The organism is Pseudomonas sp. F007 (genome assembly GCF_057814275.1).
The window spans coordinates 391179-410849 of sequence record NZ_JBVATA010000006.1; the positions used below are offsets into that span (position 1 = coordinate 391179).

18 protein-coding genes are annotated in these 19671 nt (G+C 63.1%); 5 read left to right on the top strand and 13 right to left on the bottom strand.

What is annotated here, in order from left to right; genetic code table 11:
- Positions 1 to 37: 37 nt before the first annotated feature.
- Genes ACZYR5_RS17205 through ACZYR5_RS17220 form a run of 4 tightly spaced genes read right to left on the bottom strand, consistent with a single transcriptional unit; the run spans position 38 to position 4798 of the window.
- Positions 38 to 889, bottom strand: a complete 852-nt coding sequence (locus ACZYR5_RS17205) for an efflux RND transporter periplasmic adaptor subunit (protein WP_489090291.1) — start codon at positions 887 to 889, stop codon at positions 38 to 40.
- 10 nt (positions 890 to 899) lie between these two features.
- Positions 900 to 1100, bottom strand: a complete 201-nt coding sequence (locus ACZYR5_RS17210) for a DUF1656 domain-containing protein (RefSeq protein ID WP_489090292.1) — start codon at positions 1098 to 1100, stop codon at positions 900 to 902.
- A complete protein-coding gene (locus ACZYR5_RS17215) occupies positions 1090 to 3276 on the bottom strand; it encodes an FUSC family protein (RefSeq protein ID WP_489090293.1) in 2187 nt (728 codons plus the stop codon). Before ACZYR5_RS17215 ends, ACZYR5_RS17210 begins: the two co-directional genes overlap by 11 nt.
- A 10-nt stretch (positions 3277 to 3286) precedes the next feature.
- A complete protein-coding gene (locus tag ACZYR5_RS17220) occupies positions 3287 to 4798 on the bottom strand; it encodes an efflux transporter outer membrane subunit (RefSeq protein ID WP_489090294.1) in 1512 nt (503 codons plus the stop codon).
- Positions 4799 to 4974: 176 nt separating this feature from the next.
- On the opposite strand from ACZYR5_RS17220, the gene ACZYR5_RS17225 reads away from it, so the two are divergent.
- The 3 genes from ACZYR5_RS17225 (at position 4975) to ACZYR5_RS17235 (ending at position 7715) form a co-directional block, all read left to right on the top strand.
- A complete protein-coding gene (locus ACZYR5_RS17225; protein ID WP_489090295.1) occupies positions 4975 to 5943 on the top strand; it encodes a LysR family transcriptional regulator in 969 nt (322 codons plus the stop codon).
- Positions 5944 to 6039: 96 nt separating this feature from the next.
- Positions 6040 to 7014, top strand: coding sequence for a 2-hydroxyacid dehydrogenase (locus ACZYR5_RS17230; RefSeq protein ID WP_489090296.1), 975 nt, complete (start codon positions 6040 to 6042; stop codon positions 7012 to 7014).
- A gap of 191 nt (positions 7015 to 7205) precedes the next feature.
- Positions 7206 to 7715 carry a DUF2165 family protein gene (locus ACZYR5_RS17235; RefSeq protein WP_489090297.1) on the top strand — a complete coding sequence of 170 codons (510 nt, stop codon included), beginning with the start codon at positions 7206 to 7208 and terminating at the stop codon, positions 7713 to 7715.
- Positions 7716 to 7721: 6 nt separating this feature from the next.
- On the opposite strand, the gene ACZYR5_RS17240 is transcribed toward ACZYR5_RS17235, so the two are convergent.
- A complete protein-coding gene (locus ACZYR5_RS17240) occupies positions 7722 to 8624 on the bottom strand; it encodes a DMT family transporter (protein WP_489090298.1) in 903 nt (300 codons plus the stop codon).
- 137 nt (positions 8625 to 8761) lie between these two features.
- On the opposite strand from ACZYR5_RS17240, the gene ACZYR5_RS17245 reads away from it, so the two are divergent.
- Positions 8762 to 9637, top strand: a complete 876-nt coding sequence (locus ACZYR5_RS17245; protein ID WP_489090299.1) for a helix-turn-helix domain-containing protein — start codon at positions 8762 to 8764, stop codon at positions 9635 to 9637.
- A 7-nt stretch (positions 9638 to 9644) separates the two neighbouring features.
- Here ACZYR5_RS17245 and ACZYR5_RS17250 read toward each other — a convergent pair whose 3' ends face one another.
- The 8 genes from ACZYR5_RS17250 to ACZYR5_RS17285 all read right to left on the bottom strand — a co-directional run bounded on the left by ACZYR5_RS17250 (position 9645) and on the right by ACZYR5_RS17285 (position 17983).
- Positions 9645 to 12077 (bottom strand): TonB-dependent siderophore receptor, encoded by a 2433-nt coding sequence (locus ACZYR5_RS17250; RefSeq protein WP_489090300.1) that lies wholly within the window; start codon positions 12075 to 12077, stop codon positions 9645 to 9647.
- Between the two features lie 329 nt (positions 12078 to 12406).
- Positions 12407 to 13393, bottom strand: a complete 987-nt coding sequence (locus tag ACZYR5_RS17255) for a FecR family protein (protein WP_489090301.1) — start codon at positions 13391 to 13393, stop codon at positions 12407 to 12409.
- Entirely contained in the window at positions 13390 to 13962 is a 573-nt protein-coding gene (locus ACZYR5_RS17260) for an RNA polymerase sigma factor (protein ID WP_489090302.1), read from the bottom strand. Before ACZYR5_RS17260 ends, ACZYR5_RS17255 begins: the two co-directional genes overlap by 4 nt.
- Before the next feature lie 16 nt (positions 13963 to 13978).
- Complete coding sequence (locus ACZYR5_RS17265) at positions 13979 to 14296, bottom strand: DUF3325 domain-containing protein (protein WP_489090303.1); 318 nt, start codon at positions 14294 to 14296, stop codon at positions 13979 to 13981.
- The gene (locus ACZYR5_RS17270) at positions 14297 to 15877 is read right to left on the bottom strand and encodes a PepSY-associated TM helix domain-containing protein (RefSeq protein WP_489090304.1); all 1581 of its coding nucleotides are present in this window, start codon (positions 15875 to 15877) and stop codon (positions 14297 to 14299) included.
- Positions 15874 to 16167, bottom strand: a complete 294-nt coding sequence (locus ACZYR5_RS17275; protein WP_489090305.1) for a DUF3649 domain-containing protein — start codon at positions 16165 to 16167, stop codon at positions 15874 to 15876. Before ACZYR5_RS17275 ends, ACZYR5_RS17270 begins: the two co-directional genes overlap by 4 nt.
- Positions 16168 to 16415: 248 nt before the next feature.
- The gene (locus tag ACZYR5_RS17280; RefSeq protein WP_489090306.1) at positions 16416 to 16823 is read right to left on the bottom strand and encodes an HPF/RaiA family ribosome-associated protein; all 408 of its coding nucleotides are present in this window, start codon (positions 16821 to 16823) and stop codon (positions 16416 to 16418) included.
- Positions 16824 to 17035: 212 nt separating this feature from the next.
- The gene (locus ACZYR5_RS17285; RefSeq protein ID WP_489090307.1) at positions 17036 to 17983 is read right to left on the bottom strand and encodes a LysR substrate-binding domain-containing protein; all 948 of its coding nucleotides are present in this window, start codon (positions 17981 to 17983) and stop codon (positions 17036 to 17038) included.
- A 135-nt stretch (positions 17984 to 18118) separates the two neighbouring features.
- Here ACZYR5_RS17285 and ACZYR5_RS17290 point away from each other — a divergent pair, with 135 nt between their 5' ends.
- Complete coding sequence (locus ACZYR5_RS17290; protein ID WP_489090308.1) at positions 18119 to 19495, top strand: L-serine ammonia-lyase; 1377 nt, start codon at positions 18119 to 18121, stop codon at positions 19493 to 19495.
- Positions 19496 to 19671: the final 176 nt, after the last annotated feature.

Genomic DNA, 19671 nt, shown 5'->3' on the forward strand with positions numbered 1-19671 from the left:
CGCGGTGCCTGTTATTCCATCGCGAGCAAGCTCGCTCCTACCGATTAACCACCACCGTGCAAGTAATCCCCGCCGCCAGCAGTACCCCTTCCGGCACTTCGTCGATATGGATGCGCACCGGCACCCGCTGGGCCAGGCGTACCCAGTTGAAGGTCGGGTTGACGTCGGCAATCAGCTCGCGGCTCTCGGGGTTGTCGCGGTCGTAGATGCCGCGGGAGATGCTTTCGACGTGGCCCTTGAGCACCTCGCCGCTCATCAACTGCATGTCAGCCTGGTCCCCGACCCGCACGTGGGGCAGCTTGGTTTCTTCGAAGAAGCCGTAGACCCAGAACGAGTTCATATCGACCACCGCCATCTTCGGCTCGCCGATGCGCGCGTAGTCGCCGCGATGCACGTTGAGGTTGGTGACATAACCGTCCACTGCCGCCAGCACTTTAGTGCGCTTGAGGTTCAACTGCGCGGCTTCGAGCTGCGCCTGGGCGTGTTGATAGTCGGCCAGGGCCGAGTCGGCGATGTTGCTGGCGTCGTCGCGGTTCTCGCGGGAGATCACCAGGTTATCCAGGTCGGCGCGCCGGTGGGCGTTGACCTTGCGCATTTCCCAGGTGGCCTTGCGCGAGGCCACCAGCGCCTGCGCCTGCTTGACCGCGAGCAGGTAATGCTCGGGATCGATCTGCATCAGCAAGTCGCCCTTTTTCACCAACTGGTTGTCGCGCACCGGCACGTCGACCACCTCCCCCGTGACGTCGGCGGCGACGTTGATGATGTCGGCCCGCACACGGCCGTCGCGGGTCCAGGGGGTGTTCATGTAGTGCACCCACAGCGAGCGGCCGATCCACAGCGCAAGGGCCAGCACCAGCAAGGTAGCAAGCAGACTGAAAAGCTTTTTCATCGAAGCGGACTCACTGGTAAATCGTCAGCGCCAGGGCGCCGAACAGGCAGATGAACAGGCTCAGGCGCAGCAACGCCGGATGCCAGAAAAAACGGTACAGGTCGAACCCGGAGAGAAAGCGATCCAGCGCCCAGGCCAGGGCTGCGGCGATGAAAAACATCAGGGTCATGGTCGGCATGTACACGCCGTGGAAGGCGATTTCACGAGGCATGGTCAGGTCCTTGCGGGGCGGCCAGCGCCGCCAGCGGCGATTGCGGGTCGAGCAGCGAAGTGCGGATGAAGTGCAGGTAACTTTTCACCCGGCGCAGGGCCGAGGTGTCGAAGTGCGGGGCGAAGGGTTCGTCGGTGGCCTGGACGCGGCTGATCGCATGGTCGACGGCAATCAGCGCACGTTCCAGATTGCTCTGCCCCGGCTGCAGGAACAGGCGCACCAGCGAACGGCCCATGACCCGGATCGCCTGGCGCCACGGCTGCGACTCGGCGTAGGCCGGGTGCACCGGCAGGATCGCCTGTTCCTTGCGCAACTCGATGATCGCGTGGCCGACCTGCAGCACCACGAACATCCAGCGCAGCAGATTGCGTTGCACCTGCGGCTGCCCCACCGCCAGGCCATAGGCCTGGTGCAACAGGTCGCGGGTGCCGCTTTCGAAACTCGTCGCCAGGCCCTTGAGCTTGCCGCTGATGGCAACCACCACCTGGCCGCGCAGGTCCTGCTCGAGACGACGCCACAGCCAACGGCTGTTGGGCGGCAGAATGATCGCCCCGGCGGCCGCACAGACCAGCATGCCGATGACCATGGCGATGTAGTCGTTGATGAAGGTGTACGGGTTGTAGATCGTCAGGTTGTCCGGCACCGAGCCGGTGCTGAAGAAAATCAGCAGGCCCAGGCCAACGCCGACGTATTGCGGGCGCGAGGTGAGGAAGGCACCGAGCACGATCACCGGCGCCAGCATCACGCACAGCAGCGGGAAACCGTCGATCCACGGGAAGATGAAAAACATCTCGACGAAGCCGATCAGTGCACCGAGGAACGTGCCGCAGGCCATCTGGAACGCCATGCGTTTCGGATTGGGCGTGGCCGCCGACAGGCCGACGGTGGCCGCCGCGATCAAGGTCATGGTGGCGCCGCTCGGCCATGCGGTCGCGACCCAGTAGCTGCCCAGCACCAGCAGAATGAATGAGGCACGAATGCCCGACGCTGCCGCGGCCAGCCAGTTGGTCTTCGGTGTGAACGGCTCGTCCCACTGCTCCCGTTCGTGGCGGTGGTCGGCCAGCGAGGCGTGGGTCTGGGCATAACTGTGCAGTTCATCGACGAAGCGATAAAGCAACTCGTAGGCGGTGTGGAAATCCAGTTGATCGGCGTCGCTCGGCGCGCTGTGTTCGAAAGCCGCGCGCAGGCTGCGCACCCGTGCCGGCAAGCCGTCCTTGTAGGCCGCCAGTTGACTGGCCAGGCGCGCCGCGTCGGCATGGGTCAGGGCCCGTCCGGAAAAGCCGTCGAGCAATTCCGCCAGATCCTGCAGCCCCGGCTTGATCGCTGCCAGCACCTGTTCGGCGGCGGTGTCACGCAAGCGCTCGAGCAACTGATGCAGGGCGTTGAAGCGCGTGGTGATGCCCATGAACTCGCTGTTCAGCCGACTGAGCCGGCCGTTGCGCCGACGCATGTGCGGGTCTTCGAACACGGTCACGCTGCGCAACCCTTCCAGGCCCACGGCTTCGGCAATGAAGCCGACGTTGCGGCTTTCAAAGCTGTCACGCTGGCTGCGACCGCGCAGGCCATCGGTGACGAACAGGGCGAACACGCCGAAGCGTTGATAGAGGGCGTTGCGCATCGCGGCACTGGCGGTTTGCGGCAGGATCGCGGCGCTGACCAAGGTCGAGCAGAGAATCCCCAGGGAGATTTCCAGCACCCGCCAGACCGCCGCCATGAACGCCCCTTCCGGGTGCGCCAGGGCCGGCAGGCCGACCATCGCCGCCGTGTAGCCGGCGAGTACAAAACCGTAAGCGCGGAAGTTGCGATAGCGCGCGGCACCGGCCGAGCAGATACCGACCCAGATCGCCAGCGCGCCGAGAAACAGTTCGGTGTTCTGCGCAAACAGGGCAATCAGCGCGACCATCACCGCCGAACCGGTGAGGGTGCCGAGGAAGCGATAGAAGCTCTTGGCGAACACCTGGCCGCTTTGCGGTTGCATGACGATGAACACGGTGATCATCGCCGTGCGCGGTTGCGGCAATTCCAGGCGCATGGCCAGCCAGAGGGTCAGGAACGCGGCGATCAACACCTTGAAGATGTAGACCCAGGTCACGCCATCACTGCGTGCCCAGTCGAAAAATCCACGGCGCCACTCAAGGCTATACAGCCAGCGCAGCGGTGCAGGCAAGGGAGTCATGGTGTCCTGCTCAATGATCGAGGGCGGAGAGAATGGCCGGGGTTTTCGGTGCCTGGACTTTGCTGTCGGCCGGCACGTCGTCGCCCGCACCGAGACCGCCGCCGAGGGCCGTGACCAGTTCGGCGTGGGCACTCAGGCGCGCTGCCTGGACCTGCTGTTGCACCTGCTGCTGTTTGAACAGCAGGGTTTGCGCGTTCAGCACATTGAGGTAATCGGTGAGGCCACGCTGGTAGGCGATCATCGCGATGTCATAGGTTTTCTGCGCCGCGGCCACCGACTCGGCGGCGAAGTCCTGCTGCTTGTCCATCGACTCGCGGCGGATCAACTGATCGGAAATGCCCTTGAGCGCGTTGACCAGGGTCTGGTTGTATTTGGCGACGGCCAAATCATAGCCGGCCGAGGCCGCCCCCAGTTCCGAGCGCAGGCGGCCGCCGTCGAAGATCGGCAGGGAGATCGCCGGGCCGACGCTGTAATTGAGTTTTTTCCCGGTGAGGAACTCCAGCGCACCGCCGCCGGTGGCCATGTATCCCAGGCTGCCAACCAGATCGACATTGGGGTAGAAACCGGCATGGGCGACGTCGATGCCGCGCGCCTCGGCAGCCACCTGCCAGCGACTGGCGACCACGTCCGGACGCTGCCCGAGCAATTGCGCCGGCAGGCTCGAGGGCAGCTTCAGCGCGGCGCCCAAGGCCAGGGTCGGGCGCTGCAGCCGTGCGCCTTCACCCGGACCTTTGCCAGCCAGGGCCGCGAGCTGATTGCGGCTGAGGGCGATTTCCTCGTCCAGTGCGTCCAGTTGGCGATGGGTTTCGGGCAACGGCGTCTGCGCCTGGCTGACCTCGAAATGGGTGCCGATGCCACCGTCCAGGCGTTTCTGCGCGAGGTCGAGAATCTGTTGTTGCTGGGCCAGGGTCGCGGCGACGATATCCCGTTGGGCGTAATGCAGCGAGAGCTGGATGTAAGTCCGCACCACGTTGTTCTGCAATTCCAACTGGGCCATGCGCGCCTCGGCGGCACTCATGTGCGCCAGGTCGACGGCGCGCTCGCTGGCATTGCTTTCGCGGCCCCAGAGGTCGAGGGCGTAGCTGAAGCCCAGCGCCGCGTTGTTGTCCCAGGTGGTGGAGTTGGCCAGGTCACCAGGGCCGTAGAACTGATCGGTGGGCCAGTTGTGGCGCTTGAGGGTGGTGTCGGCATTGACCTGCAACGATTCCGCCGACTCGACCACGCCGGCCATAGCCTTGGCCTGGCGCACCCGCGCCGCCGCCATGGCCAGGCTTGGGCTACCCTGTACGGCGAGTTCGACCCAGGCGTCCAGTTGGCGATCGCCATAGGCGCGCCACCACTGTGCGACGGGCCAATGCGCGTCCTGTGCGGCGCTCTGGATGGCTTCGTCCGTGGCCAATGTATTGGCATCGAGTGCCTTGCCCTGTGGGGCAATACCTCCGGTTCCGATGCAGCCGCTGATTGCCAGGGATAAAGCCAAAATACTGAGAGCCTTGAGCTCTCTGTCGATGCGACGCGGCACTGCTGCAAATTCCTGAGGGGGCGGTGTTTGATCGCGATAATTCTAGGGCTGGGCCCCTGCGGCGATAAGCTGGGATTCCTGTGAATCTTTGTTACCGTTAACGAGATAATCCCTTGGTTGAATGCTTTGCCCCGTAACTTCATGTCACAATTTGCCATCTCCCTTGAGAGCACCCCATGGACACCCTGCAAAACATGCGCGCCTTCAGCTGTGTCGCCGAGGCTGGCAGTTTCACCGCCGCCGCCGTGCAGCTCGACACCACCACAGCCAACGTCTCGCGCGCGGTCTCCAATCTGGAAGCCCACCTGCAAACCCGTCTGCTCAACCGCACCACTCGCCGCATCGCCCTGACCGAGGCCGGCAAGCGCTACCTGCTGCGCTGCGAACAGATTCTCGCGTATGTAGAAGAAGCCGAAGCCGAGGCCAGCGACGCCCACGCGCGCCCCGCCGGGCAATTGAAAGTGCACACCATGACCGGCATCGGCCAGCACTTCGTGATCGATGCCATCGCCCGTTATCGCAAGACCCATCCGGATGTGACCTTCGATCTGACCCTGGCCAACCGCGTCCCGGATCTGCTCGACGAGGGCTACGACGTGTCCATCGTGCTGGCCAGCGAACTGCCGGACTCCGGTTTCGTTTCCCAGCGCCTGGGCATCACCTACAGCATTGCCTGTGCCTCGCCGGCCTACGTCAAGGCGCACGGCTGCCCGAACAAGCCCAGCGACCTGCTGAACCACGCGTGCCTGCGCCTGGTCAGCCCGGTGATTCCGCTGGAGAAGTGGCTGTTCGACGGCCCCGAAGGCCAGGAAATGGTCACCATCAACGGCTCACCGTTCCTGGTGAACTCGGCCGATGCGATGAAAACCGCGATCACCAGCGGCATGGGCGTCGGCGTGCTGCCGCTGTATGCAGCCATCGACGGCTTGCGCAATGGCAGTCTGGTGCGGGTGATGCCCAACTACCGTTCGCAGGAGCTGAACCTGTACGCGATCTATCCTTCGCGGCAGTACCTGGACGCCAAGATCAAGACCTGGGTCGAGTACCTGCGCGGCTCACTGCCGGAAATTCTCTCGGCGCACCAGGCCGAACTGGCAGCCTATGAGCTGAGTGGCACCCTGGGCGGCGCGCGACTGGCCAATTGAAGCGAATGCGCGGTTGTTGCCCACGGGACTCGCGCTGACCTTGCCAAGAATGATAGCTTGCTTGGCATTGTCCTCCGCCCGATGAGCTTTTCCGCGATGAAAAAGACTGTACTTGCTTTCAGCCGTGTCTCGCCTGCCATGGTCGAGTACCTGCAACAGGATTTCGAGGTGATCGTGCCCAATCCCAAGCAGGGCGACATCAATGCACAGTTCAATGAAGCCCTGCCCCACGCCCATGGCTTGATCGGCGTCGGGCGCAAGCTGGGCCGGGCGCAACTGGAAAACGCCAGCCGCCTGGAAGTGGTGTCCAGCGTCTCGGTGGGTTACGACAACTATGACCTGGCCTACTTCAACGAACGCGGGATCATGCTCACCAACACCCCGGATGTGCTGACTGAAAGCACCGCCGACCTGGCCTTCGCGCTGTTGATGAGCAGCGCCCGCCGCGTCGCCGAACTGGACGCCTGGACCAAGGCCGGTCAGTGGCAAGCCAGCGTCGGTGCGCCGTTGTTCGGCTGCGACGTGCACGGCAAGACCCTGGGCATCGTTGGCATGGGCAACATCGGCGCGGCCATCGCCCGGCGCGGCCGCCTGGGTTTCAACATGCCGATCCTGTACAGCGGCAACAGCCGCAAGACTGCCGTCGAGCAAGAACTGGGCGCGCAGATGCGCACCCTCGACCAATTGCTGGCCGAAGCCGACTTCGTCTGCCTGGTAGTACCGCTGAGCGAAAAAACCCGGCACCTGATCAGCCACCGCGAACTGGCGCTGATGAAGCCCGAGGCGATCCTGGTGAACATCTCCCGTGGTCCGGTGGTGGATGAGCCGGCATTGATCGAGGCCCTGCAGAACAACCGCATTCGCGGCGCCGGGCTGGATGTCTACGAGAAGGAGCCGCTGGCCGAGTCGCCGCTGTTCCAACTGAAGAACGCGGTGACCTTGCCGCACATCGGCTCCGCCACCCACGAAACCCGCGACGCCATGGCCAACCGCGCCCTGGCCAACCTGCGCAGCGCTCTGCTGGGCGAGCGACCACAAGACCTGGTCAACCCGCAGGTGTGGAAAGGCTGATTCGCAGGCGGCACGTCCCGTGGGGCGTGCCGCTGGCGGTTCAACACTTACGGTCAACTTACTGCCGATTGTTTAATATCAAGCGACAAAACTTGCACAACCACTCTCGACCTACTTGCAGCCACCCGCTATAGACTCCGACAACGCCCTGTACAACTTCAAATACAGGTTATATCCGGAGCATAGCGCGCATGATAAAACTTACGACCACTTGCGCCGTCAGGCGCAGCAAAATATTGATTGTCATGATGGCGGCCACCTTTGGTTGTGTCACCCTGGTCAACAACTTCACGGACTACACCGCCTATTATGAATACATAGGCGAGATCCTCAGCATGACCACCACCGAAGGCAATGAATCAAGGCGCTACCGCGCCGTAACCTCAAGCCTTTTCCACCACCGTTTCTACTGGGCGATCATTACTTTCGAGACCATCTTCACCCTATGTTGCCTGGTCGGAACTTATCAGCTCTACCGAACTATCGAGGCTCCCCGCAAGGAGTTCCAGAGTGCCAAGAGGTTCGCCATTATCGGCCTGACAACGGCGATCTTTGTGTACTACATCCTCTATGTAGTCATCATCAACGAATGGTTTGATGTTGAGTATTCGACCAAACGCAACGCCTTTGACTGGGCACGCAGTAATCTTGAATACATGTTTCCCGCGCTGATCTATGTATCGTTGGAAAACGAACACTGATCACCCTCATGCCAGGTCAGCCTTCAGCGCTTTGCTCCGTGCCGAGGGCTTGCGAAACACCAGCACGTTACCCAGCATCACCAGCACCAACCCGGCCAACGCCGGTGCGGTCCACTGATAGCCCTCGACCAGGGCCGAAACGTTCAGCGCCACCACCGGGAACAACACTGTGCAATAGGCTGCACGCTCGGGTCCCATGCGCCCGACCAGGGTCAGGTACGCGGTGAAACCGATCACTGAACCGGGAATCACCAGGTACAGCAGCGAACCGACGTACCGGGCATTCCATTCCATATCGAAGGGGATGCCCTTGACCACGCAGTACATCGACAGCATCGCCGCCCCATAGGCCATGCCCCAGGCATTGGTGGTCAGCGGCCTCAGCCCGGCTTTCTGCTGCAGGCTCGAGAGCAGGTTGCCTGCCGAGAAACACAGCGTGCCCAACAACGCCAGACCCAGGCCCAGCAAGGTTTGCGGGCTGGCGCTGTGACTGACCAGCTCGGGCCAGAACAACAGGCCCAGTCCCGCCAGACCCAGCCCGCCGCCCAGTAGCACATTGCGGGCGATTTTCTGGCGGAAAAACACCCGGGCGTTCAGGGCGTTCCACAAGGTGGCCGTGGAAAACACCACCGCCACCAGGCCGCTGGGGATCCACTGGCTGGCGCTGAGAAAGCACATGAAGTTGATACAAAACAGGCACAAACCCTGGGCCAGGCAGATCAGGTGGCCACGCCGACTCATCGCCTGCAGCTTGCGGCTGAGCAGCAGCATCACGAACAGCACCAGCGCCGCCAGGCCAAAGCGATAGACGATCGATACCGCAATGGCGACCACCCCCAGCTGCAGTTTCAGGGCAATCCAGGTGGTGCCCCAGATCAGCACGGTCAGCACATACAACGAAAGGTTCATCACGCTTACTCCTGAAGATGGCCTTCAGTCTGTGGCGTGGTGAGCGAGCGCGCTTGCATAAACTTGCGCTTTTCTCGGCTGCCGGGCTGGCACGACCATGGCGAGGGAGTAGGATGCAAGGCGTTGGAGAAACGATCATGCCCGCACTCGAAACCCTGCAAGTCTTTCAAGCCCTCAACCGCTCGCCCCATGCTCGCCTTGAGCACAGCGCCGAGCTCGGTGACGGCATGGCTGCAGCCCTGTGGAGCAATCATCACGACTCCCAGGACTATGAAGCACCCGGGCATCACACCCTGTCCTGCTACCTCGCCGGTGGCACCGGGACCTTTCGCCGCGAACAGCCAGGCACCACCGGGGGGCCGAACAAGCTCTGTATCCTCCCCGCCGAACACCAGTCCGCCTGGGTGATCAATGGCGAAATCCGCCTCGCCCACCTGTACTTCAGCCCCGAGCAATTCGCCCTCGGCTGCATTACCCTGCTCGACCGCGAACCCCGCGCCGTGCAGTTGCAAGAGAGCACCTTTCTCGACGACCCGCTGCAGGCCCGACGCTTTCGTCAGTTGACCGAACTGAACTGGAACGAGCCCGGCGAACGCCTGCTGACCAGCAGCCTGGCCCACGAAATGCTCAGCCACACCCTGCTCAACCAGGTCGGCCTGCGCCAGGGCTTGCGCCTCAAAGGTGGCCTGGCCGCCCACCAGCGCCGGCAACTGGTGGAGTACATCGAGCAGCATCTGGAGCAGCCCATCAGCCTCGGGCAACTGGCAGCCCTGTGCGCACTGTCGGAGTACCACTTCGCCCGAATGTTTCGCCAGAGCTTCGGCCTGCCGCCCCACCAGTACCTGCTGGCGCGGCGCCTGGCCCATGCCCGGCACCTGCTGCGCCACACCGCCCTGCCCCTGGGCGAAGTGGCCCTGGCGTGCGGGTTTGCCAGCGCCAGCCATTTCACCAATCGTTTTCGGCAAACCCTGCACGCCACGCCCGGCGAATTCCGCCAGGCGTTCGGCAACTGAGCAGCGGTCAGAATTCCAGGGTGCTGGACAACGACACCTGCCGCGCATCGCCCATCGACACGAAGAACCGGCTCGCCGCCGAGGTGTAGTAGGTCTGGTCGAACAGGTTCTTGATGTTGAGCTGGAACTTGACCTTTTGCCCGTCCAGACGAGTGTCGTAGGTGGCAAAGGCATCGGCCACGGTGTAGGCCGGCAAGTCAAAGTCGTTCACCGCGTTACCGGCCCGTTCGCCGACATAACGCGCCCCTGCGCCAACCCGTAACTGGTCGCCGCCGATCAGGCTGCCAAAGTCATAGACCGCCGACAGCGAGCTGCTGTTGCGCGCCACGTTCTGCAGTTTCTTGCCTTGGTAGGTAGGGTCCTCGGTGACCTCGGCATCGGTATAGGCGTAACTGCCGATCAGGTTCCAGCGCTCGCTCAACTGACCGCTGAGGTCGACTTCCAAACCGCGTGAGCGCACCTCACCCGCCGCGCTGTAAATCGTCACCGGGCCTTCGGAGTTGGCCACCAATACGTTGCGCTTCTTGATGTCGAACAGGGCAATGTTGCCGGTGATCCGTCCCGGCATGTCCAGCTTGGCCCCCAATTCCCACGACTTGGCTTCTTCCGGTGCGACGCTGCCGTCGAGCACCGTGCTGCTGCCGCTCAGCGGGGCGATGGTCGAGTTGGGTTTGAACGATTCGGTGTAGCTGCCGTAGAACGACAGCTCATCGGTGTAGCGATACACCAGGCCGGCGCGGGGCACCCATTTCTGGCCGTTGCTGTCGGTATTGGCCTTGAATGGCCGGCCCTTGCCGGCGTACTGGTCGTACTCCTGGAAACGCGCGCCGGCCACCAGGATCCACTGCTCGGTGAGGTGAATCGAATCCTGGAGGAACACCGAGTCGCTGCGCAGCAGGTCGGTTTGCTCGCTGTCCGGCGCGCTGACTGTGGTGCCGGCCACTTCACGGCCGTACACCGGATCGAGGTAGCTGAAGCTCGGTGACAGGCTCTTCTGGCGGATCAGGTCGGCGCGGTAGATCTTGCGGTATTCGTCGTCGACGCCCATCACCAGATCATGCTGCATACCCGCCAGCTCAACCTTGCCTTCGAGGCTGAGGGTGGTGAAGCGATCGGTGGTCAGCGCGCCCTGGGTGCCGTCCATGTTGCGGGTCAGCGTGCCCTTCACCGGATCGATGGCGGTGATGCGCACCTGGCTGGCGTCGTAGGTTTCGCGGTTCCAGCTGTAGCCGAAGTGGGCGTTCCAGTTGTCGTCGAGCTGATGGTCGGCCTCGAAGTGGTACAGGTCCGAGCGCCCTTCCATGTTGTTGAACGGCTCGTCGAGGCGCCGCGAGGCCGGAATATCCAGCGGGTGATTGGTCTGTGGATTGATCGCCGTGCCGCGGTCAAAGGGCGAGAGGAATTCGCGGTGCTCGTAGGCGAACAACAGCGAGGTGCTGTCGCCGTACCAGGCCAGCGACGGCGCGATCAAGGTTTCGCGGTGGGTGCCGAAATTGCGCCAGTAGTCTTCGTCTTCGTGGTCCAGCACCAGCCGGTAAGCCAGGCCGGACTCACCCAGGGCACCGGTGCTGTCCAGGCTGCCACCGCTGCCGTTCTTGCCGTCACCGTAGGTCGAGCCGCGCGCGGTCAGGGCGTTGTAGCTCTGCAGTTGGGGCTTCTTGCTGACCATGTTGACCACCCCGCCCGGGTCCTGGATGCCGTACAGCAGCGACGCCGGGCCCTTGAGCACTTCCACCCGCTCCACCGAGGCGTTCAGGCCCCGGCCCTGCACGATCGGCATGCCGTCGCGCATGATCGAGCCGTTGCGGTTGTCACCGAAGCCCCGGGTCATCACCGAGTCCTGGGTACCGCCCAGGGTATTGCCCTGGGTGATGCCGCTTACATTCGCCAGTGCATCGTCCAGATTGCGCGGCGCCTGATCGCGCAGGACCTGGGCCGCGACCACGTTGATGGTCTGGGGAATTTCCTGCAGCGAGGCCGAGGACCGGGCAATCGAAGTGGTGGACGGCGGCTGGTAGCTGGTCGACTGATCGAAGTCCGAGGTGATGGTGGTCGCGCCGAGGTTCAAGGCGCCGGTGGTCGGCAGCGGTTCAAGGGCCAGTGTTTGCGCATCGGTCTGGCGGAAGGTCAGGCCCGACTGGCTCAACAGTCGCTGCATGGCTTGCTCGGCGCTCATCTGGCCGTTGATCGCCGGCGCGGTCAGGCCGTAAGGCGCCTCGTCGGTGTAGACCACGCTGATGCCGGTCACCCGGCTGAAATCGCTGAGGGCCTGGGGCAAGGGCTTGGCGGCGATGTTGAAACTGAATTGTGTGCTGTGCTGCTCGCCGACCTGAGCGGCATGGGCCACCTGTTGCGGCAACAGTGCCAACGCCGACACGGCCAACACTGAAACACCGAACCACTGCTGCTTGGACACTACCGAACCTGACCTGGACTTCATTGCTTGGACCCGTGTGAAGTAACGCACCGATGCGAATCAATCGCACTTTCATCCACTACACGGATGGGGATCGGGTTTACCTCATGGGGTTTTGCAAAATATTTTCGAGGGGGGATTTTTTTGATTGTGGGTAGTCCGGGAATCTGCGGTGCTCGCGCTATGTGCGGCCTGCCACAAACCTTGTAGGAGCCGGCTTGCCGGCGAAGGCGGCGTGCCTGACACACCTTGTAGGAGCCGGCTTGCCGGCGAAGGCGGCGTTCCTGACACACCGAGGAGCCTGGTTCGCTGGCAAGCCAGCTCCTACAGAGATCTGTGGCTTGTCGGCACATTCAGCGCACGATGATCAAACCACCCAACTCATTCAACTCAAACCCCAACACCCCCTGCAGCGAAACCAACACCGCACGCGGATCCTTGCTGGGAAAGCTGCCGCTGATCCGTCGGGCGGCCAGTTCATCGTTGAGCAGGATGATCCGCCCGGGGTAATAGCGCTGCAGGTCGCCGATCACCTCGGCCATGGGCGCCTTGTAGTAATTGAGCCAACCCTGGCGCCAGGCCAGTTGCGCCTCGCTGTCGACGGCGTGCAGCGGCTCGGCGCGACCGGCGTGATACGCCACTTGCTGGCCCGCGCCCAGCACCTGCTGTTCAGCACCCGCCTGCGCGGTCACTCCGACTCGCCCGGACAGCACCGTAACCTGCGCGCCCTGAGCTTGCCGACGCACCTCGAACTGCGTCCCCAGCACCCGCGCCTGACCCTGTTCTGCCTCGACCACAAACGGCTCGCCCGTGTGAGTCACGCGGAAAAACGCCGCGCCACGGCGCACTTCGACGTGGCGCTCGCCGCCGCTGAAATTCACCGCAATCGCACTGTCGGCGTCCAGGGTCACCTGCGACTGGTCGGCCAGGGTCACGCTGCGCAGTTGACCGGGCGCCGAAACATAATCGGCGCCCAGATCGTCGAACCAGCGTGCCGGCTGCCAGCCCGCGCCCATCGACAGCATCAGCAGCAGACACGCCGCCATCGCCAGACCAGCCGACCATCGCCCCACGCGTGAGTGCCGCGAGCGGTCCATGGCATCCAGATAACCTTGCAAGGCCTGCGCGTCTTCGGCGGCGAGGACTCGCGCTGGCCCTTCGCTCAATTCCCAGAGCACCTGGGCCTGGGCATAGGCTTCGGCATGGGCCGGGTCAGCCAGCAACCACTGGCTGAAAGTCGCCTGGTCGCCGCTGCTGGGCTGGTCGTGCAACAGGCTCAGCCAGGCCAACGCGGCCTGTTCCTGGTCGGGCGTCGGGCTGATGGGAGTGATGGGGTTCACGGGGCTTTCCCTGGCGTGCGCGGTTGAGGTTCCCGCAGGCTGGCCTTGCAGGCTTCGAGTGCGCGCATCATATGTTTTTCCACGGCACTCTGGGAAAGCCCCATGGCCTTGGCGATCTCGGCATAGGTGCGGCCATGGATGCGATTGAGCAGGAAAATCTGCCGGCTGCGCTCGGGCAGGCTGCGCAGGGCCTCTTCGACATGGCGCAGGTCATTGCCGGCTTCCAGCGCCGCTTGCGGCTCCACGCCGAACTGATTCTGTTGCTCCGGCAGCCATGCCTCGCTGAGTCGCCCGCGCGCGCCTTCGCTGCGCAAATGATCGATGGCGATGTTGCCGGCGCAGCGCAGCAGGTAGGTGCTGAGTTCTTCGACCTGCACCAGCGGCCGGCGCCAGAAGCGCACAAACAGGTCCTGCACCAGATCGGCCGCCGTCGCCCGACAGCCCACTCGGCGATTGACCAGCGCCTCCATCTGCGAACGCTGGGACAAAAACACCCGCAGGAAATGCGCCCGGCCACCGGGGTTGTCCGGGGCGTCGGGGATCTGCGATTCGGGGGGCGTGAGGTTCATTGCCGATTCGCCTCGACTACCACAGCGCCAGCGGGCTGCAGAGTAACCCGGCGACCGCCAGCGACAGTGCCAGGCGCGGCCGATAGGGCAGCAACCAGACCAGCAGCATCGCGCTGGCCATCAGCGCCGCACACCAGTCCACCAGCCCCAGGCTCCAGCCAGCCGCCGCCACCGCTGGCCATACCGACAGCGCCAGCAAGCCCCAGCCCAGGGTTTTCAGCAACTGACGCTGGCGGGTGGTTGGCGTGCGTCCCAACAGGTCGCGGTGGTGCCGATCCATCGACACGCACAAGGCGCTGAATCCGCCGTAGCACAGCAACAGGGCGAGCAACATTCAACTCACCTTCTGCGCAAGGGGGACTTTTCGCGCACGCTCCGCGCCTTCTGGCGCAAGCGCCGTGGCGCGCTGCATTTTCCACGCCGCCCAGGCCAGGAACAGACCACCGCCCAGGCACGTCAGGTCAAAACCGAGCATGGCCCCGTCGCCCCGGATCAACGACCTGAGCAGGCCACTGGACGTGGTCAAGGCATTGAGCAACGGCACACTCGCGAACAACAGCGCCGCCAATGTCAATTGCTCGACCCAGGCCTTGCGCCCCGGACGCAGCGCCGCATGCACCAGGCTCAGGCCCCAGGTGATGAAAAAGCTGTTCACTTCCCACTCGGCGCGCTCGGCAAAACTCACCGGCAACAGGCGATTGGCCCAGAAATAGGCAGCCACGGCGATCACCAGGCCCGACATGCTGGCGATGTTCGCCACTTCCACCAGGCGCAGTTCGAACGGCATCGCCGCATTTTTCGCATGTTTGAGCTGGCGCTTGCCGAGCCAGATCACCAGTCCGGTACCGATCATTGCGGTGCCGGCCAGGCCGCAGATGAAGTACAGCCAGCGCAGGGCTGTCCCGGCAAAGTTCCCCAGGTGCAGGCCGTAAAAAGTCCCGGCCAGCACCATCGGCGCCGCACGCTGTGGATCGGCGCCGAGGAACTGGCCGTTGACCCCATCGAACGACACCGCGCTGCCAAACGCGTAGGCCACCCGGTCGGCACCGCTGCGCATGATATTCACCGTGGCCTTGAGGTCGCCCGGATGGCTCACCGTCACCAGGTTGACCCGCCCACCGCCCCAGTGCGCCTGGGCCTTTTCGATGAACGGCGCCAGCGCCAGCAATTGCCCGGGCTGCCCCGCCGCCGGTGGCGCATCGGTGGACGCCGGAAACAGTTCGCTGAAAAAGCTGTCGGTGTCGCCCTTGTAGGCCACCAGAATGCTCGCCGGCATCACCATGTACATGAAGATCACCAGGCTGCTGTAGGTGATCATCAAGTGGAACGGCAATACCAGCACCCCCACCGCGTTGTGCCCGTCGAGCCATGAGCGCTGGCCCTTGCGCGGACGGAAGGTGAAGAAGTCCTTGAAGATCTTCTTGTGGGTAATGATCCCGGTGATCAGCGCCACCAGCATCAGCATCGCGGCACTTGTGGTTAACCAGCGCCCCCACGGATGCGGCATCTGCAACTGGTAGTGGAAGCGAAAGAAGAAGTCGCCGGCACGGCTGTCGCGGACCTGAATCTCTTCACCGCTCAGCGGGTCGAGTTGGCGGTTCTCCCGCGGGCCACGCCGGCCCTCGTTGCCGGGCATCTGCCAGGACACCGACAGCCCCGGATCGCGCGCGCTCGGCAGGCTGATCACCCAACGCCCGGCATCGGCGGCATGTTGCTGCAGATAGTGCTGGGCGAGGGTCAGGCTGGCCTCGCTGCTGACCGAGCGCAGCGGCACTTCCGGCTGCATCCAGTGACTGATCTCGTCCTTGAAGTACGACAGGGTACCGGTGAGGAAAATCGCGAACAGGACCCAGCCGAAAATCAAACCGGTCCAGGTGTGCAACCAGGCCATCGCCTGACGAAAGCCCTCTTTCATGCTTGCCCCAGCCAGTAGCCCAGGCCGCCGAACGCCGCCAGCACCAGGCCTGGCACCAACAACCCCAGCCAGGCCTGCCAGGCACTGCGACTGGCGAAGCACCAGAGCACCGCGACCAGGTACACCAGGAACGAGGTCATCATGCCGCTGACCACCGCTTCGGCACGGGGCATCGGCAGCCACAGGCTCAAGCAGATGCTGGCCAGTGCCGCGAGCAGGTAGCCACCAAACAAGGCGGCCAGCACCCGTGAAGTGACAGCCAGACGATAGGAAACGGGGAGGCTTTTCATGTTTCGACCTTGAAACGGAAGGGAATCTGCGCGCGGTCCGTGCCAGCACAGGATCAACAGATGGCGATAATAATGATAAATATTCTCACATGCAAAATACTCCGATGAAAGCCTTGGCCTCGCCCTTCACAAGTGGCTCATCGGATGGTTGCGGCGCACGCCTGGCTGTCCCCACAACGTTCGCGCCCGCAAAACAAAACGGGCCTGCATCTGCAGGCCCGTTTTCATTGGGGTGGAAGTGTCAGGCGTCAGCTATTGAGCGCGGCCTGTTCATTCTCCAGAAACTCTTCTTCCAACAGCGCATCGGCATGGGCGCCCGATTGGATCGGGGTCACGGTGGCGCGTTTACCGCGCAGTTTGCCGAACAGATGTTCCAGCGCATGTTCCAGCTTGGTGGCGGCCCCTTCGATGGCCTGTTCCAGGGTGTCTGCCTTGTGCGTCACGGATACCGGTTGATGGCCTTTTGGCCGCGCTTCAAGTTGGCAGCGCATATCGTGTGGACCGGGTTTATCGCCGTTCTCATCGCGTAGATGGACTTCGACGCGGGTCAGGTCTTCCTCATAACGTTCGAGCGTGCTCTCAATGGTAGTACGTACCCACTCCTCCAGTCGGATGCTGCTTTGAATATGGTTATCGCTGTTGACTTGGATTTGCATAGTTCATCCCTTATTTCAGCTAGCTCGCGAGAGGTCCGGGGCGGTCTCGAAAAACCCGGTTACCGTGACCTCTTGATTACAGAGTTGGGCAGATCCGGAAACATTTCAACCCCTAAAAAAAGATAAATTTTAGACGGCGAAAAAGCCGGACAAAGGGCAAATGCGCTGGTAAGGTCGGGAGTTGGGTCGGCTTGCAATGCTGCAACAATTGCTCACAACTGCCCGTCACCCAAGGGGTGCAAACTGCGAAAGATTTCCGCCTCTTCCACCAGCCAGTCATGCACCGCACGCACGCCCGGATGGCTCAGCGCACCGGGAGCGTAGAGCAGTACATAGCGCTTGTGATTGGGCACCGCGACCCCGAACGGCACGATCAAGGTGCCACGTTCGAGTTCATCGTTGAGCAGGGTACGCCGGGCAATTGCCACGCCCATGCCAGCAATCGCCGCCTCGATGGTCAGATGGTTGCGATTGAAGGTGTGTCCGCGCCGTACATCGGCACCGTCGAAGCCGATGGCATTCAGATAGAACTCCCACTCCGCGTATTCATAGCTGCCACGCCAGGCGGTGATGTCGTGCAACAACGCAAAGTGCCCGAGGTCGGCCGGGCCATGGAGCGGCGGTCGCCCGCGCAGCAAGCTCGGCGCGCACACCGGAAAGATCTGTTCGTCGAGCAAGGCTGTGGATAACAGCCCGGGGTAGCTGCCGTCGTTGAGGTCGATGGCCAGGTCGAAGTCGCCTTCGTGCAGGGCCACGCTGCTGTCTTCGGCCACCAGGCGCAATTGGATATCCGGGTAACGCTGCTGCAGGCGCGGCAGGCGCGGGGTCAGCCATTTGCCGAGAAATGAAGGAATCGAGCGCAGCCGCAAAATGCCACTGATCATCCCGGCGTCCAACCGGCGCAATTCAGCGTCGATGCTGCCGTAGGCTTCACTGACGGTGAGTGCCAGGCGCTGGCCTTCAGCGCTCAACTCAACTCCCCGCGCGCGACGATGGAACAGGCGAAAACCCAGGCGCTCCTCCAGCTGGCGAATCTGCTGGCTCACCGCGCCCGGGGTGATGTGCAGCTCTTCGGCGCAGCGGGTAAACGACAGGTGCCGCGCGGCACAGGAAAACACATGCAGCCAGACGTAAGTCTGGGCGTGAAATTGATGGCGCATCATTTAGTCCTGCTAAAGCCTTGAGTAGAAAGTTTCGTTGGTCACCTGGGACCGAGCGGCGCAGTATCGCCGACATTGCGCTTGGCCTACAAAAAATGGCAGCGATTCCTACTCCATTGCTTGTAAGGCTTTAGCATGGCTATCAGTGTTTTCGATCTTTTCAAAGTCGGCATCGGTCCGTCCAGTTCTCACACCGTCGGCCCGATGCGCGCCGCCGCGACCTTCGTCCAGGCCCTGTTCGATCAGGATTTGGCGGGCCAGGTAACGCGTGTCGAAGTGCGCCTGTACGGCTCGCTGTCTGCCACCGGCGTCGGCCACGCCACCGACCGCGCCAGTGTCATGGGTCTGATGGGTGAATGGCCGGACAGCATCGACCCCACCAGCATCAATCCACGTATCCAGCAGTTGCGCGACAGTGGCGAGTTGTTGCTCGGTGGCCGCCTGAACATTGCCTTCGACTGGCAACGGGACATGCGCCTGCTCGACGAGAGCCTGCCCTACCACCCCAACGCCATGGCGTTGAGCGCCTACGCCGAAGACGGACTGCTGTTCGAGCAAACCTACTACTCGGTGGGCGGCGGATTCATCGTCGAGGCTGCCGAAGTCGAAGCAGGCGCGCCGGCTGCGACCGAGGTACAACTGCCGTACGATTTTTCCAGCGCCGCCGAACTGCTATCGCTGTGCAAACAGCACGGTCTGCGGGTCGGCGAGCTGATGATGGCCAATGAGCGCGCCTGGCGCAGCGACGCCGAGATCCGCCAGGGCCTGCTGCATATCTGGTCGGTGATGCGCGAGTGTGTAGAGCAGGGCCTGCGCCACGAAGGCATCTTGCCCGGTGGCCTGGATGTGCCGCGCCGCGCGGCGAAACTGCACCGCAGCCTGCTGGAAATCGGCAAGCCGAATGTCATCAGCTCGACCCTGTCGGCGATGGAGTGGGTCAACCTGTACGCCCTCGCGGTGAACGAAGAAAACGCCGCCGGCGGGCGCATGGTGACCGCGCCGACCAACGGAGCCGCCGGGATCATTCCCGCTGTGCTGCATTACTACATGAAGTTCAACCCCGAGGCGTCGGACGACGACGTCGTGGCGTTTTTCCTCGGCGCTGCGGCCGTGGGCATCCTGTGCAAAAAGAACGCGTCGATCTCCGGCGCCGAAGTCGGCTGTCAGGGCGAGGTCGGTTCCGCTTGCGCGATGGCCGCTGCTGGCTTGGCCGAGGTGCTGGGGGCTACCCCCGAACAGCTGGAAAACGCCGCTGAAATCGGCCTGGAACACAACCTCGGCCTGACCTGCGATCCGGTCGGCGGGCTGGTCCAGGTGCCATGCATCGAGCGCAACGCGATTGCCGCGGTAAAGGCGATCAACGCCACCCAGATGGCCCTGCGCGGCGACGGCAAGCACTTCATTTCCCTCGACCGGGTGATCCGCACCATGCGCGATACCGGCGCCGACATGCACGACAAATACAAAGAAACTTCACGGGGCGGCCTGGCGGTGAGCTGGGTGGAGTGCTGAGGAGCACTGCCTGATTGTCCCTGGCAGGTTGCTGCGGTTGGTTTGTCTTTTTGTAGGAGCGAGCGCCCGCTTGCCGGCTTGCTCGCGAAGAACCTGAGGGCGCCGCGCACTTTCAGGATGCGCGCGTCATCGTTGACGTTTTTCGCGAGCAAGCTCGCTCCTACAAACATCCGGCC

Bases quoted from the DNA above. Each gene is read 5' to 3' on its own strand.
- ACZYR5_RS17230 (WP_489090296.1), top strand. From the start codon at position 6,040: ATGAAAAAGACTGTACTTGCTTTCAGCCGTGTCTCGCCTGCCATGGTC.
- ACZYR5_RS17225 (WP_489090295.1), top strand. From the start codon at position 4,975: ATGGACACCCTGCAAAACATGCGCGCCTTCAGCTGTGTCGCCGAGGCT.
- ACZYR5_RS17260 (WP_489090302.1), bottom strand. From the start codon at position 13,962: ATGAACCTCACGCCCCCCGAATCGCAGATCCCCGACGCCCCGGACAAC.
- ACZYR5_RS17280 (WP_489090306.1), bottom strand. From the start codon at position 16,823: ATGCAAATCCAAGTCAACAGCGATAACCATATTCAAAGCAGCATCCGA.
- ACZYR5_RS17250 (WP_489090300.1), bottom strand. From the start codon at position 12,077: ATGAAGTCCAGGTCAGGTTCGGTAGTGTCCAAGCAGCAGTGGTTCGGT.
- ACZYR5_RS17215 (WP_489090293.1), bottom strand. From the start codon at position 3,276: ATGACTCCCTTGCCTGCACCGCTGCGCTGGCTGTATAGCCTTGAGTGG.
- ACZYR5_RS17205 (WP_489090291.1), bottom strand. From the start codon at position 889: ATGAAAAAGCTTTTCAGTCTGCTTGCTACCTTGCTGGTGCTGGCCCTT.
- ACZYR5_RS17210 (WP_489090292.1), bottom strand. From the start codon at position 1,100: ATGCCTCGTGAAATCGCCTTCCACGGCGTGTACATGCCGACCATGACC.
- ACZYR5_RS17270 (WP_489090304.1), bottom strand. From the start codon at position 15,877: ATGAAAGAGGGCTTTCGTCAGGCGATGGCCTGGTTGCACACCTGGACC.
- ACZYR5_RS17235 (WP_489090297.1), top strand. From the start codon at position 7,206: ATGATAAAACTTACGACCACTTGCGCCGTCAGGCGCAGCAAAATATTG.
- ACZYR5_RS17275 (WP_489090305.1), bottom strand. From the start codon at position 16,167: ATGAAAAGCCTCCCCGTTTCCTATCGTCTGGCTGTCACTTCACGGGTG.
- ACZYR5_RS17240 (WP_489090298.1), bottom strand. From the start codon at position 8,624: ATGAACCTTTCGTTGTATGTGCTGACCGTGCTGATCTGGGGCACCACC.
- ACZYR5_RS17285 (WP_489090307.1), bottom strand. From the start codon at position 17,983: ATGCGCCATCAATTTCACGCCCAGACTTACGTCTGGCTGCATGTGTTT.
- ACZYR5_RS17265 (WP_489090303.1), bottom strand. From the start codon at position 14,296: ATGTTGCTCGCCCTGTTGCTGTGCTACGGCGGATTCAGCGCCTTGTGC.
- ACZYR5_RS17245 (WP_489090299.1), top strand. From the start codon at position 8,762: ATGCCCGCACTCGAAACCCTGCAAGTCTTTCAAGCCCTCAACCGCTCG.
- ACZYR5_RS17290 (WP_489090308.1), top strand. From the start codon at position 18,119: ATGGCTATCAGTGTTTTCGATCTTTTCAAAGTCGGCATCGGTCCGTCC.